At 44.4% G+C, this 14445-nt stretch carries 13 protein-coding genes; 8 read left to right on the top strand and 5 right to left on the bottom strand.

The window, feature by feature from the left end; genetic code table 11:
• The first annotated feature begins 234 nt into the window (after positions 1 to 234).
• The 8 genes from AC59JO_RS20800 to AC59JO_RS20835 all read left to right on the top strand — a co-directional run bounded on the left by AC59JO_RS20800 (position 235) and on the right by AC59JO_RS20835 (position 8646).
• Entirely contained in the window at positions 235 to 1281 is a 1047-nt protein-coding gene (locus tag AC59JO_RS20800) for an AAA family ATPase (protein WP_497307695.1), read from the top strand.
• Between the two features lie 106 nt (positions 1282 to 1387).
• Positions 1388 to 2269 (top strand): DUF58 domain-containing protein, encoded by an 882-nt coding sequence (locus tag AC59JO_RS20805; protein WP_091216540.1) that lies wholly within the window; start codon positions 1388 to 1390, stop codon positions 2267 to 2269.
• A 5-nt stretch (positions 2270 to 2274) separates the two neighbouring features.
• Positions 2275 to 3243: a hypothetical protein gene (locus AC59JO_RS20810; RefSeq protein WP_497307698.1), complete on the top strand. Its 969-nt coding sequence runs from the start codon at positions 2275 to 2277 to the stop codon at positions 3241 to 3243.
• On the top strand, positions 3240 to 4244 hold the full coding sequence (locus AC59JO_RS20815) for a vWA domain-containing protein (RefSeq protein WP_497307700.1): 1005 nt from the start codon (positions 3240 to 3242) through the stop codon (positions 4242 to 4244). The genes AC59JO_RS20810 and AC59JO_RS20815 overlap by 4 nt, the downstream gene beginning before the upstream one ends.
• Positions 4245 to 4248: 4 nt before the next feature.
• A complete protein-coding gene (locus tag AC59JO_RS20820) occupies positions 4249 to 5289 on the top strand; it encodes a vWA domain-containing protein (protein WP_497307702.1) in 1041 nt (346 codons plus the stop codon).
• On the top strand, positions 5286 to 6041 hold the full coding sequence (locus tag AC59JO_RS20825; RefSeq protein ID WP_413670762.1) for a tetratricopeptide repeat protein: 756 nt from the start codon (positions 5286 to 5288) through the stop codon (positions 6039 to 6041). Before AC59JO_RS20820 ends, AC59JO_RS20825 begins: the two co-directional genes overlap by 4 nt.
• Positions 6042 to 6065: 24 nt before the next feature.
• On the top strand, positions 6066 to 7883 hold the full coding sequence (locus AC59JO_RS20830) for a BatD family protein (protein ID WP_497307704.1): 1818 nt from the start codon (positions 6066 to 6068) through the stop codon (positions 7881 to 7883).
• Positions 7884 to 7887: 4 nt separating this feature from the next.
• Positions 7888 to 8646: a tetratricopeptide repeat protein gene (locus AC59JO_RS20835; RefSeq protein ID WP_497307706.1), complete on the top strand. Its 759-nt coding sequence runs from the start codon at positions 7888 to 7890 to the stop codon at positions 8644 to 8646.
• Between the two features lie 453 nt (positions 8647 to 9099).
• Here AC59JO_RS20835 and AC59JO_RS20840 read toward each other — a convergent pair whose 3' ends face one another.
• The 5 genes from AC59JO_RS20840 to AC59JO_RS20860 form a co-directional block, all read right to left on the bottom strand.
• On the bottom strand, positions 9100 to 9987 hold the full coding sequence (locus AC59JO_RS20840) for a PfkB family carbohydrate kinase (protein WP_413670759.1): 888 nt from the start codon (positions 9985 to 9987) through the stop codon (positions 9100 to 9102).
• A 132-nt stretch (positions 9988 to 10119) separates the two neighbouring features.
• Entirely contained in the window at positions 10120 to 11283 is a 1164-nt protein-coding gene (locus AC59JO_RS20845; protein WP_497307708.1) for a glycosyltransferase family 4 protein, read from the bottom strand.
• Between the two features lie 23 nt (positions 11284 to 11306).
• Positions 11307 to 12155 carry a phosphatidylinositol-specific phospholipase C/glycerophosphodiester phosphodiesterase family protein gene (locus AC59JO_RS20850; RefSeq protein ID WP_497307710.1) on the bottom strand — a complete coding sequence of 283 codons (849 nt, stop codon included), beginning with the start codon at positions 12153 to 12155 and terminating at the stop codon, positions 11307 to 11309.
• A gap of 198 nt (positions 12156 to 12353) precedes the next feature.
• A complete protein-coding gene (locus AC59JO_RS20855) occupies positions 12354 to 13241 on the bottom strand; it encodes a glutamate--tRNA ligase family protein (RefSeq protein WP_497307712.1) in 888 nt (295 codons plus the stop codon).
• A 393-nt stretch (positions 13242 to 13634) separates the two neighbouring features.
• A complete protein-coding gene (locus tag AC59JO_RS20860) occupies positions 13635 to 14378 on the bottom strand; it encodes an SDR family oxidoreductase (RefSeq protein WP_497307714.1) in 744 nt (247 codons plus the stop codon).
• Between the last annotated feature and the right edge of the window lie 67 nt (positions 14379 to 14445).

The following is a 14445-nucleotide window of genomic DNA, read 5'->3' on the forward strand; positions in this document are numbered from 1 at the left end:
ACCATTCAATAAAATGCCTTTTAACACGTTATATGTACAAAAGCAACTAAATAGTGTATATTGGGGATTTAACAGGGCCGGATTTAACAATTACCACCAAACATTGTGAGTGCTAAACAGATATATCGGCCACGATATATTACGATTTAACACTTTTTAACATTTAAGCATAGATTTTAGTTGGCGAAAAATTGGGCGGGTGTTTAAGTTTGCCTACCGAAACGAAAAAATTTAATGGAAGAACAAAATAGCTATACAGGAAATGTCACTTCGACGGCTCCGACATCGTATTCAACCGATATCAGGGCGCTGAATGAAATGATACAAAGAGAAAGCGCATTTATCGATCTGCTGATCATGGAGATGGATAAAGTGATCGTAGGTCAGCGTTACATGGTTGAGCGCTTGCTGATCGGCTTATTGGCCAATGGTCACATTTTACTGGAGGGCGTACCGGGCCTGGCAAAAACGCTGGCCATCAATACGCTGTCAAGAGCTATCCAGGCCGATTTTAGCCGGATCCAGTTTACACCGGATTTGCTCCCTGCCGACGTGCTTGGTACCATGATCTACAACCAAAAGAAAGAAGAGTTTATTGTGCGCAAAGGTCCAATCTTCTCAAACTTCGTTTTGGCCGATGAGATTAACCGTGCGCCTGCAAAAGTGCAAAGTGCATTGCTTGAGGCCATGCAGGAGCGCCAGGTAACTATTGGCGATACCACCTACAAACTGCCCGATCCATTCCTGGTATTGGCAACCCAAAATCCAATTGAGCAGGAAGGCACTTATCCCCTGCCCGAAGCACAGGTCGATCGTTTTATGCTGAAAGTGGTGATCAAGTATCCTAATAAGGAGGATGAGAAAAAGATCATGCGCGCCAATATTTCGCCATCAGGCATGAATAAGCCAAACGCCATTATCAAGCCCGAAGAAATCATCAAAGCCCGCAAAATAGTACGCGAGGTTTATATGGACGAAAAGATCGAGCAATACATCATCGATATTGTTTTCGCTACCCGTTTCCCTGATCAATTTAAGCTTGCCAAATACAAAACGCTGATCACCTTTGGTGCATCGCCAAGGGCAAGTATCAGTTTGGCACTGGCAGCAAAAGCATATGCCTTTATTAAGCGCCGCGGCTATGTGATCCCTGAGGATGTGCGTGCTGTTTGTCATGACGTACTAAGGCATCGCGTTGGCTTAAGCTACGAAGCCGAAGCAGAAAACATCACCAGCGAGGATATCATTACAGCCATCCTGAACGCGGTTGAGGTACCGTAAACCTCACCCCCTGCCCTCTCCAAAGGAGAGGGAGATAAAAATGTAAAATTGTTAATTAAAAGGCTTTTAAAGTCCTCCCCCCTCGGGGAGGATTTAGGAGGGGTACATGGCTAAAGACACCAAGGATCTGCTAAAAAAGGTAAGGAAGATAGAGATCAAAACCCGTGGCTTAAGTAACCACTTATTTTCGGGCGAGTATCATTCTGCTTTCAAAGGCCGGGGTATGGCCTTTAGCGAGGTTCGCGAATACCAGGTTGGCGACGAGATCCGTACTATCGATTGGAACGTAACGGCCCGCTTCAACGCACCTTACGTAAAAGTATTTGAAGAAGAGCGTGAGCTTACTGTAATGGTGCTCATGGACGTGAGCGGATCGGAAAACTTCGGCACGCAGAACCAGCAAAAGCAGGACCTGGCAACAGAGCTTTGCGCTGTACTGGCATTTTCGGCCATACAGAACAATGATAAGGTAGGTATTATATTTTTCAGCGATAAGATCGAGAAATTTATCCCGCCTAAAAAAGGCCGCAGCCATATCCTGATGATCATCCGTGAATTGATCGCTTTCCAGCCCGAAAACAAGGGCACCAACGTGGCCGAAGCGCTGAAATATTTCACAAGCGTTATCAAAAAGAAATGTACAGCCTTTGTGATCTCTGATTTTATTACGCCCGAGTTTGAAAACGAGCTTAAGATCGCCAATAAAAAGCATGATATCATTGCCTTAAAACTCTACGACAAACACGAAGAAGAGTTCCCGAACCTGGGCCTCATCCCTGTTAAGGACGAAGAAAGCGGGCAAATTATGTGGGTAAATACTGGTGATAAGGCCGTTCGCGACGCTTTTAAATGGGATGCCGTGAAACGCAACGCCGCCCTGCAGGATACTTTTAAACGCTCGGGGGTTGATTATACTACCATTGGCACACATGAATCATACGTTAAACCATTAATGACATTATTTAAAAAGCGGGAAGGCCGGCGGTAAAATATATGAACAGGTACATCAAATATACCCTGGCTATGTTGGTATTGCTTGCAGGCTTTTACCAAACAGGCAGGGCGCAAAACTTTGGAGCTAAGGCCACGCTGGATAAAAAATCTATCCTCATAGGCGAGCAAACACAGCTCAATTTAAGCATCCGTTTTCACGCTAAGGATAGCATCGGGTTTCCTAAACTGGCCGACAGTATAGGCAAAATTCAGCTCGTTAAATTTAAGGCCGATACTGCTTTTGACCCGGGCGATAAATCCATCAAAACCATAACCCGGCATTATACCATTACTGCTTTCGACAGCGGTACTTATGTAATCCCATCATATGTATTTAAATCGCCGGTAGGTGACTTACCAACCGATACATTGAACCTTGATGTAAGAACGGTCGCGGTTGACACAACTAAGGCCTTTTATGATATTAAGCAGCCGCTTGCCATTAACTATACGTTTTGGGATTGGCTGCGCGACAACTGGAAGCTAACTTTAGGCATACTGGCTGGCCTGATTGTTGGCGGCGGCGCAGTATTTTATCTGCTCAGACGGCCGAAAAAAGAAGTTGTGGTTGAAGAGGTTAAGCCCGATATTCCGCTGCACATCCAGGCTCTTCAAAAGCTTGATGAGATCAAAAACAAACAGCTTTGGCAGCACGACCAGGTTAAGCAATATTATATTGAGCTGAGCGATGTGGTGCGCGAGTACCTCGAAAAAAGGTACACTATACAAGCCCTCGAACAAACATCCGAAGAAATTTTTGCCAGCTTAAGGCATATGGACATAGCCAGCGAAGACAGGAACCTGTTAAGGCAATTGCTTGTGCTATCGGACATGGTGAAATTTGCCAAGGAAAAACCTGCGGCCAATGAAAATGAAAAGAGCATGGAAAACGCCGTTACTTTTATTAAAGATACGCAGCCCCATGCCAAACCAGCCGGTGTAAATGTGAAGGGAGATGAGGCAAGATGATCTGGTTTAAAGGAATAGAATTTGCACATCCGGGCTTTTTCTGGCTGCTGATCAGCATTCCGCTTATGGTGGGCTGGTACATCTGGAAGCAAAAGCAACTGCAGGGTAACCTGGCCATGCCTACCGTAAGGGGCTTTGCCATGATCACCAAAAGCATGCTGCCCCGTTTCAGGCATTTGAGCATCATATTGCGCTCATTGGCAATGGCGGCATTGATCATAGCACTGGCAAGGCCGCAATCGTCACTAAGCTGGCAGGATACTACCACCGAAGGTATTGATATCGTTATTGCTTCGGATATTTCAGGCAGCATGCTTGCCGAAGATTTTAAGCCCAACAGGCTTGAGGCGGGCAAAAATATCGCCATCGATTTTATTCAGAACCGCCCGAACGACAGGATCGGCCTGGTAGTTTTCAGCGGCGAAAGCTTTACACAATGCCCGCTCACTATCGACCACTCAGTATTGGTAAACCTTTATGCCGATATAAAAAACGGGATGATTGAAGACGGAACCGCTATTGGTATGGGTTTGGCAACAGCAGTAAACCGCCTAAAAGACAGCGAAGCCAAAAGTAAAGTAGTGATCCTGCTTACTGACGGTTCAAACAACTCGGGCTCTATCCCCCCGGTTACCGCCGCCGAAATTGCCAAACAATTTGGTGTTAGGGTTTATACGGTAGGTATAGGTACCAACGGCTATGCCCCCTACCCTGTTCAAACGCCAATGGGCGTTCAGTACCAGCGTATGAAAGTTGATATTGACGAAGGTACACTGAACAAAATTGCCACCATTACCGGCGGCAAGTACTTCAGGGCTACCAATAACAGCGCGCTGAAGGATATTTACGAACAGATTGACAAACTGGAGAAAGCCAAGATAGATGTTACCCAGTACCGCAAAAAAACCGAGCGCTTTTTGCCGTTCGCCATTATTGCGCTGGCACTTTTATCATTAGAATTTTTAACAAGACACACCCTGCTTAAGGGGGCTATAACATAACAGCATGCTACGTTTTGCAAATACAGAATTTTTATGGGGATTGCTTGCCATTCCGCTGCTGCTCTTTATTTTTTTGAGGGTAAACTGGTGGAAACGTAAGGCAATTGCCTCGTTGGGTAACAAGGAGGTGGTGATGCAGCTGATGCCACAGGTATCCTTTTCACGTCCCTGGATCAAGTTTATCTTTTTCATGTTAGCCTATGCCCTTGTTATTATTGGCATTGCCGATCCGCAGTTGGGCTCCAAAACCGAAGAGGTAAAACGCAAAGGTGCCGACCTGATGATCCTGCTCGACGTTTCAAACAGTATGCTGGCTCAGGATTTAGCCCCCAACCGGCTGGAAAATGCCAAACGTGCATTATCACAATTAATTGATAAACTGCATGATGACCGTATCGGCATCGTGGTATTTGCGGGGCAGGCCTATGTACAGCTCCCTGTAACTACCGATTATGCAGCAGCGAAACTGTTCCTCAATACCATTAACACCGAAATGGTGCCAACACAGGGAACCGCCATTGGCGCGGCAATTAACCTGGGGATGCAGTCGTTTGATTTTAAGAACGGTACGGGTAAATCCATGATTATTATTACCGATGGTGAAAACCATGAGGATGATGCCGTAGCGGCAGCCAAGGCCGCTTTAGCCAGAAATGTTACCGTGAATGTGGTTGGTGTGGGTTCGGAAGAAGGGGCTCCGGTTCCAATTTACCAGGGTGGCAAACAAGTTGGTTTTCATAATGACAGTACCGGGCACCCCGTAGTTAGTAAGCTGGATGAAACCATGGGCAAGGAGATTGCTGCTGCAGGAAGCGGTGTTTACGTGCGTGCAAACAACGCTAACAGCGGGCTTAACATTGTGATGGACCAGATAGCCAAAGTGCAACGCAAAATGACCGACACCAAACAGTTTAAGGATTTTGAAGACAGGTTCCAGTTTTTCCTGGGCATTGCATTTGTGCTGTTACTGGCCGAGTTCTTTATCTCCATCCGTAAAAACATGCGCCTGAGCAAGATCAAATTATTTGAAGTAAAAAACACATGAAGCAATATATCATAGCCATTTTATTAGTGCTGCAGGCTTCATTTCTTTTTGCCCAGCAGGAAAGAAAATACCTGAGACAGGGTGACGAACTCTATCAGCAAAAAAAGTATAAAGAAGCCGAAGCGGCATACCGTCAGGCCATGAGCAAAAAAGCCAAAACCCTTGAGGGTAATTTTAACCTTGGCGACGCCATGTTTAAGCAGAAAAAATATGATGATGCAGCCGCGCAATTCAACAAACTGGCAACTGCGTCGATCGATAAAAATGTAAAAGCAGGGGCTTATCACAACATCGGCAACTCCTTTTTAACCCAAAAAAAGTACCAGGAAAGTATTGATGCTTATAAAAAAGCGCTGGTTAATAACCCTAAAGATGAGGAAACCCGGTATAACCTTGCCTATGCCCAAAAAATGCTGAAAAACCAGCAGAATAAGAATAAAGGCGGGGGCGGCAACAACAATAATAAGGACAAGGACAAAAACAAGGATAAGAATAAGGACAATAAGGATAAAGACAAAAACGATAAGGATAAGAAGGACCAGGATAAAAATAAGCAGGACCAGGACAAGAAAGATCAGGATAAACAAAACCAGGACAAGAAAGATCAGCAGGGACAGCAGCCTAACCAGCTGTCAAAAGATGATGCCCAGCGTATGCTTGATGCCCTTAACAATGATGAAAAGCAAACCCAGGATAAACTGAAGAATAAAAAATTAAAAGGTGCTAAGGTGCCTATTTCAAAAGATTGGTAAATCTTTGTTGTTTTGTAGATACTAATGAAAATTAAACTTTCCATATTAACGCTGTTGCTGTGTTGCTCAAGCCTGGTTTTTGCTCAGGTAAAGTTTACGGCATCGGTAAATAAAACTACGATAGGCACAGGCGAGGTTCTTGAGGTTACCTTCTCCATCAACGCCAACGGCGAACGTTTTGCACCGCCTGCTTTTGGCGGTTTCCAGGTAGTTGGCGGCCCCAATGTATCCAACAGTATATCCATGATCAATGGGGTTACTTCGGCAAGCATAGCATACGGGTATGATCTTGTACCAACCAAAGAAGGTGAAATAACCATTGGCCCCGCTACTATTGTAGCCGGAGGGCGGCCTTACAGCACTGCCCCAATAAAAATTAAAGTAGTAAAAGGCCAGGGCGGGCAGGCCAGTCAGCAGGCGCAGCAGCAAAGCAGCAATGGGCCCGATAGCCGTAACATTCAAAAAGGACGTGTAAGCGATATTTCCAAATCATTGTTTTTACGTGCCGAGGTTGATAAAACAACCGCCTACATGGGCCAGCAGATCATGATGAACCTGCGCCTTTATACCCGGGTTAACATCGCCAACGGCGAACCTGAAAAAATCCCTGATCTTAATGGATTTTACAGCCAGGAGATCAAAAGCACTAATCCTAACGCCCAATGGCGCACCGAAATTTTAAATGGTGTACGGTACAACGTAACCGATATTAAACAGACCGTATTGTTCCCAGAGCATGAAGGCAATATCACTATTGAGCCATCCATCATGAACTTTATAGTGAGGCAACAGGCCGCTTCATCATCCGGCGACCCTTTCGATGCATTTTTCGGCGGATATGAGGATGTGAAGTACAAAATAAAAAGTGCGCCGGTTGTGATCCATGTAAAACCATTGCCATTGGCAGGCAAACCTGCCGAGTTTACCGGTGCTGTGGGCAAGTTTAATATCGAGGCTTCACTTGATAAAAATGATGTTAAAGCTAATGATGCCATTAATTACACCATAAAGGTAAGCGGTGCAGGGAACCTGAAGTTGTTGAAACCGATAACGCCAACTTTCCCGGCCGACTTTGAGAAGTATGAGCCCAAGATCACCGATACCATTACCATAAATGCCAGCGGGGCATCAGGCAGCAGGAAATACACCTATCTGCTCATCCCAAGGCATCAGGGCGATTTTACTATCGACCCGGTTAAGTTCGCATACTTTAACCCGGCTACGGGCAGGTACGTCTCATTAAGTACCCCGGCCTTCCATGTTAAGGTTGCCAAGGGCACCGGCGATGGCAGTAATGTTACCGCCTTTTCAAACGCGGGCAAACAGGATGTCAAAGTGCTGAGCAATGATATCCGCTACATAAAAACCGGTAGCGAGCTAAATGAAGTAGGCAGCGATTTCTATGGCTCGGGATTATATTATTTCCTGCTGATCTTCGGTCCGGCAGGTTTCTTAGGCGCTTTGGTTTATGGTAAATGGCGCGATAAAAACAATGCCGACGTAGTAGGTTTAAAAAGCCGTAAGGCTGGTAAAATAGCAGCCAAACACCTGGCCAGTGCCAAACAACAATTAAACGATAAGAAAGCCTTTTACGAAAACCTGTTCCGTGGTTTATATGGTTATTTAAGTGATAAGCTTAATATCCCTTATTCAGATCTTAACCGCGAAAAGATAGCTTCGGAGCTAAAAGCCCGCTCGCTTGATGAAAGTCTCATTAATGAGATGCTTGACACGCTTGACCTTTGCGAAATGGCACGCTATGCCCCTGTATCGGGTATTACCGAGCAGCAGGTGTTTGATAAGGCCCAGAACATGATCAATAACATTGAAAATAAAATATAACATGATGAAGCGCATTATATACTTACTGCTCATCATCGTTATGCCGATATATGCATTAGCTAACGATGAAGCTAACATCCTGTTAAAAAAAGGAAATGACCAGTACGCCAAAGGCCAGTACAAGGAAGCCATAACCACATACCAAAAAATTGTGGACGACGGGCACCAGTCGGCATTGGTTTATTATAATTTAGGCAATGCCTACTTTAAAAATGAGGATGTACCATCTGCGCTGTTATATTATGAAAAGGCGCACAAGCTTTCGCCGGGCGATGAGGATATCAATTTCAATATCCAGTTTGCCAATCAAAAAACAACAGATAAGGTAGAGGCCGGTACCGAATTTTTCATCACCAAATGGTGGCACTCGTTTATCCTTCGCTTTTCATTAACAACTTTGGCGGTGATGACAATCCTGTTCTTTATAGCGGGATGTGCATTGCTGATCGTGTACAGGTTCACTAATTCGGTAAGCATAAAAAAATGGGCGTTTTATTCGGCTTTAGTGATCTTGCTTTTCGGTTTTGCGAGCATGTTTGTCGCAAGCCGTCAGGATCAATATTTTGATGCCCATCACGGCGCCATCATCTTCAGCACATCTGTCAATGTAAAAAGCGCACCAACGCCCAATGCCAAAAACCTGTTCCTGATCCATGACGGCACCAAGGTTGAGATACTGGAAAATAACAACGACTGGATGAAGATCAGACTGGCCAGCGGCAACGAAGGCTGGATCAATGCTTCGGATGCTAAGGAAATATAGTTTTTGAGGCGAGGTGAAAGGATAAAGGTAAAAGGCGAAAGTTTTTTTGAGCTTAAAGCTTTTTTCTCTCTCCATTATTCACCGCATGTCATTTCGACGAACAGCGGGAGAGCCTTGTGTAATGGCCGTGAGGAGAAATCTTATACATCTTGCTTAGCGGCAATGAAAGCGTTAAAACAGGGCGTATAAGATTTCTCTTTCGCAGCATTTCACAGGCCATCTATGCTCTTTCGAAATGACAATTTTCATTTTAGTTATTCACTTCCTTTACTGGCCACTTCACTGGTCGAAGCTTAGCGATAGCGTAACTTCGTCCTAAAATAATGGAAGCATCCTGCTTCCGTAGATTATCTATAGTACCATAGTCCAGTTAAGCTGAAAGCTTAACCTATTGTAGGTCCAAATTACGCTATCGCTAAACTTGAACCAGTATTTGTGTATTCGCTTTTGGCTTTAAGCTTTTGGCCTTAAGCTGTGTTTTGCCAGCAGCTCCAGCACATCCTCTTCCGTCCCGGTAAAAGGGCCTGACGATTCTATTTTAAAACTGGCCATGGCAGCTGCAAATTCACCTGCTTCCTGGAAACCTTTGCCTTTGGCGCGTTGGTATAAATACCCTGCCATATAGGTATCGCCACAACCGGTAGCATCAACTACTTCAATCGGTTTATACGCCGGAATCTGATAGTAAACACCATCGGTATAAATAACAGAGCCCATACTGCCCAAAGTGACCACCACTTCGTTAACACCCCATTCGTTCAAAACTTTGGCACCTTCATGGATATCTGTGATCCCGGTGAGTACTTCCATTTCGTGCTCGTTCACTTTCAGGATGTGGATGTGTTGCAAGGCTTCGCGCTTTTCGGGCCAGTCGATAGCCACCACGTTTTTATCTTCCACTTTACGCAGGTAGCCCTGCGCGTCAAGAGAGAGTTTGCCGCGTTGAGCGAGGTCCTTTATAAATTCTACCGAAATATCATCGGCCAGTAAGGGACCTAAATGGTATACCCGGGACCGGATCTCATCAAGTTGTTCAATTGTGAAAGGATCGGCTTTTTGGAGCACGCGCTGAGTGCGGTGATCCTGGTTAACAGAGTAAATATTTTCAAAGTAAACCGTTTCGCCGCCTGTTGTTGCATGCACCTCGATGCCTTTGCCGCGGAGCTTTTCAACCACCGGCATTTCGCTCAAAGCAAGCGAGGTAACCAGTGTGTAACTCACGTCCATATTACGAATGGCGTTTGAAAAATAAAAAGAAGTACCGCCAGCCATGTGTTTCACCGCCTGCGGTGTCACCACTTTATCTAACGTAATATGCCCTACACAACAAATATCGTACATGAAATTTCCCTATTATGATTTGATAATCAGCCCTTATTATTAAAATAAACGGCAAATGTAAGAAATAGGATTTTGAGTACAAGAAGTTATCTGTTTTGTGACAGGGAAATCACTTTAGTAATTTTCTGGAATTTATCTGATGCTTAATACATCCGCACCCGCCATTTCGGCCAGGTCATCAAAATATACCGATGCCAGGTGCTCCCAGCTTAAGCGGCCGCTGTATTGAAGCCCCTCTTCAATAAACTGTTCCCGCAGGCTATTGCTCTTAAGCAGTAACTCTATCTTTTCAACATAGCAGTCCGCATCATAAGGTTCGCATTTAAACCCGTTGATGCCCTGCTCTATAAAATCTTTTGAACCGCCGCCATCTGCAATAACACACGGTAACCCCGATGCCATGGCCTCAAGTACTACATTACCGTAAGCCTCAGATACCGATGGGAACAGGAAGATGGTTGATGATGCGTATAAAACCGAAAGCATTTTATGATCTACCTTACCTGTAAAAACCGCGTTGGGCATCTTTGCTTCACAGGCCTTGCGCGCAACGCCGTCGCCGGCAATTATGAGTTTAACTTTGGGGTGCCGATCCTGCATTATTGCATAAATCTCAAACAGGGTCTCCAGATTTTTTTCCCAAACCAGGCGGCTCGCAAATAAAATAGTTGGATTATCATTTCCCGTTACCGATCGCAGACTTTTTTTATGTGCTGGTGAAAACACACCGGCATCCATTCCTCTTTGCCAAAGCCTCATACGATAAGTATCAACTCCCATGTCAATCAGCTCATCCCTCATCGTAATTGAAGGTACGTATACCTGGTCACATTGGTTATAGAAAGCCCTATGGTTCTCAGCCATAATTTGCTTAACCTTATTGATCAGGAAGGGGGTATGTTTCAGGTAATAATCGATGTAGGAGATAAAATGCGTGTGATAAATGCTCATAACAGGCAAACCATGCTGAGTAGCATATTTTAACGCAAAATTGCCTAAAAGCGATGGTGTAGCGATGTGTACAATATCGGGCGAAAAATTATTTACTTCTTCCGTTAATTCGCTGGTTACCAAAGCAGGAATAGCCATAGTATAACCTGTATTTATAGGTAATGTTAAAGCCGGTACTTTTAACGATTCAAAACCCGCTATGCTATCCGGTCCGGCTCCGTAAACAAACAGAAATTCAAAAATATTACGGTCAATCCGTTTAATGAGCTGATACATGGTGCGTACAGCACCGTCAAAATCTTCAATAAGTATCTCTGCAAAAAATGCTACTCTGATCTTTTTCATCTTATTGACTGATTAGCTGTTATTTATTTTGTATTCACCTTCGCATATCTTACAGGCTCCGGCCCCGTCATCAGGAACTCCCTTAATTCGGCTAATTTATCGGTATTGATCAGGTCAACCTCGCATTCAAGCAGGGCTTTCCATACTTCTTTGTTTTCGGGAGAAGCCCACAGGCGCACGCGTTTTTTATGGTGATGTGCAGCGGCTACATAATCACGCAGCAGTTGTTTCTGATCTTCAGGCATAGGGCCTTTACCTGTCCAGCTAATCAGGCGCGAATATTTGCAGCTGGCAGTTTTATAAACAGTGTTTGAAAGCGTATCGGTGCGTACCTGCATCAGGTCTTCATCAATAAAAGCATATCGCTGTTTTTGTGCCTGAAGCATTTTATACGGCTTATTGCCGGTTATAACAATGGTTACACTTCCTTCTGTTATTTCGCCGTTATTATAACTCGAAAGCATTGGTGCGTAGCGCTTTAACACTTCCGACAACTTTGCATAAGTCTTTTCAGCGTCTGATTTAATATCGATCATTAGCGTAACAGGAGAAAGCGGATATACTACCTCCCTGTTTTTGCCTTCGTAACAGTTAAACAATGGCTTTAAATAAAGCTGCTCCAGGGTTCGTCTTTTTTGAAAAGCGGGCAGCATATGTGCAACCAGCAATTCATCATCGCGCAGGTAAATATCAGCCTCTACGTTTTGGAAGCCGTTATCCAAAGCATCATACAGAGGCCGGTTATGCCAGTAATCATTATGGGCGAAACCTTTGGAGAGGGGGTTATTTTGAGCCTGGCAGGTAATAGCTCTGAAGGTAAGGATAACAAAAAACAGAAATTTCAGGTGCTTGTGGCAAAATGCTGCTTGCATCGTAATTTGTATTTGTTGCTACAAATTTACCGCTCCGATATGTACAGGCAGTTATGTCATGGTAAAGTAAAAGCAACAAGTGTTTTAATTTATTGTAAATGACTTAACATTTTCATCACATTAAAGCATACAAATTGACACCTTCCGATTAAAGCGGATTCACATTAAATAGGTATTTTATAAAGAAGTGTTAATAAGCTATAGAGATTCGCCAAGGATCAATGCGGCAAGCTGCTGCCAATTAATAGCCTTTTCGGGAAGTGAAAACAGATTTGAGATAAGCATAAATACATCTTCTGCATTTTTGCCCTCATGTCTTAAATATCTGATGGATGTTGAGCCTGCCGATTTGGATAGCTTTTTGCCGTCTGCTTCAAGCAACAAAGGATGATGATAAAATACGATATCATTAAAAGCTTGCTTACCCAACACATTTGCCAATTGAATTTGCGCCAGTGTTGATGCCCATAAGTCCTCCCCTCTTACTATCAGATCAACCCCATAAAGCAAATCATCGATAACCGAGGTGAGCTGATAGGCCGGGAAACCGTCTTTCTTACGCAAAACAAAATTTTCCATTTCGGCAGGCAGTTGTGTTTGGATGGTTGTACCATTATAAGTTTTTATCTGTAAGGAAACCGCATTATCGGTACGTAATCTCCAGCTTGCTTCCGGAGTGCTTAACGGAATTTGCTTAGCTAAACAGGTGCAGGTTCCAATTTCACTGAGTTGCTTCCGCGAACAGGTGCAGGCGAAAACAAAACCGTCGGCGGCTAATTGCTCAAGGGTTTCATTGTAAAGGTGCATCCGGTGAATTTGTGAAAATCCAGTTTGAAAATCATGCGCATTCTGCGGGCCTTCATCCCATGGGATTTCTAAAAAACGAAGTGTATCGAAAATATCGGTCAGATATTCGCGGTTAACCCTTGCTCGGTCGAGGTCATCAATCCTTAATAAAATTTTAGCGCCATGTTTGCGGGCCAATGCCGCGGTAATTGAAAACGACAAGATATTGCCCACATGCAAAAACCCGCTTGGTGTTGGTGCTATGCGGGTTTTATTAAAATGTATCGGGGAGCTTGTCAATTGTTTTTATAGTTGATGAACGCGCCAAGATACAAAAGATGGGGAGCGCAGCAAATAGTCAATCACCTTAAACGGGCACAATATTGATTCCCCTCTTGAGACTGTCGTGTGTGTACACATCTTTTTAATCTTATGATTAATAGAAAAAATGTCATTTCGACGAGCCAAGGGTGGGGTTTGTGCGCCAGAGGTGAGGAGAAATCTTCTACGCCCTGCTTTTACAGGTATAGTTGTAGAGCCTGATGTAGAAGATTTCTCCTCACCTCCATCACTTAACCCGGCGCCGCTCTATCGAAATGACAATTTTTTAAAGATGTGTACACACACGACAGTCTCAAGAGCGGCGTCGCACTTTCCTCTGCTCTCGAGGCTTCCAATGCTTCCGATAAACCATTATGCCAGCAACGTACCACCATCAACAACTAAGTTGAGGCCGGTGCCAAAGGTTTGCTTCATCAGGTACACAAATGCAAGGGCAACATCATCGGTATGGCCAACACGGCCGAGCAGTAAGGTATTTTTTGCCCAATTGTAAAGTCCTTCTTTGTCTTCGGCAGGCATGCTATCCCACAAGTTGGTGTCAATTACGCCGGGTATTACGGCGTTCACACGTATCGGAGCCAATTCAACAGCCAGGGCCCTTACCAAACCTTCCATAGCACCGCAAATACTGCTGGCTATAGACCAGCCCGCGGCTGGTCTTGTTCCCGCTGTGCCGCCGGTTAGGTTTACCGAGCCGCCATCATTAATGAACGGTGTGCCATATTTAACAGCAGCATAAGCCCCCCAGTAACGCAGGTTAAAGAACTTACGCGCAGCCTCAATATCTGTTTGGTCGATATTATAAAGATTAAGATTTTCGGCCGCGGTATAAACCAGGTGATCGAACTTACCAGCCTGCTCAAAAAACGATTTTATATTTTCTTCGTGCGATAGATCCACTGCGTAACCTTCAGCACCTTCAGGCAATTGATTTAATGCATTATTGATCTTACTTTGATTACCTGAAACTATGACAACCTTAGCACCTTCGGCAGCGGCAGCTTTTGCTGTCGCAAAGCCTATACCTGTGCTGCCACCCAATATAATTACCCGCTTGCCCTTTAATGACGATTTACTTTCAATTTGATTGTTCATGATGTTTATTCTTTTTTTAGACACCACAAAGTTCCCGCGCAAAAAAATCGTTCCACTTACCATTTGG

It is taken from the genome of Mucilaginibacter sp. A5337, assembly GCF_059690695.1.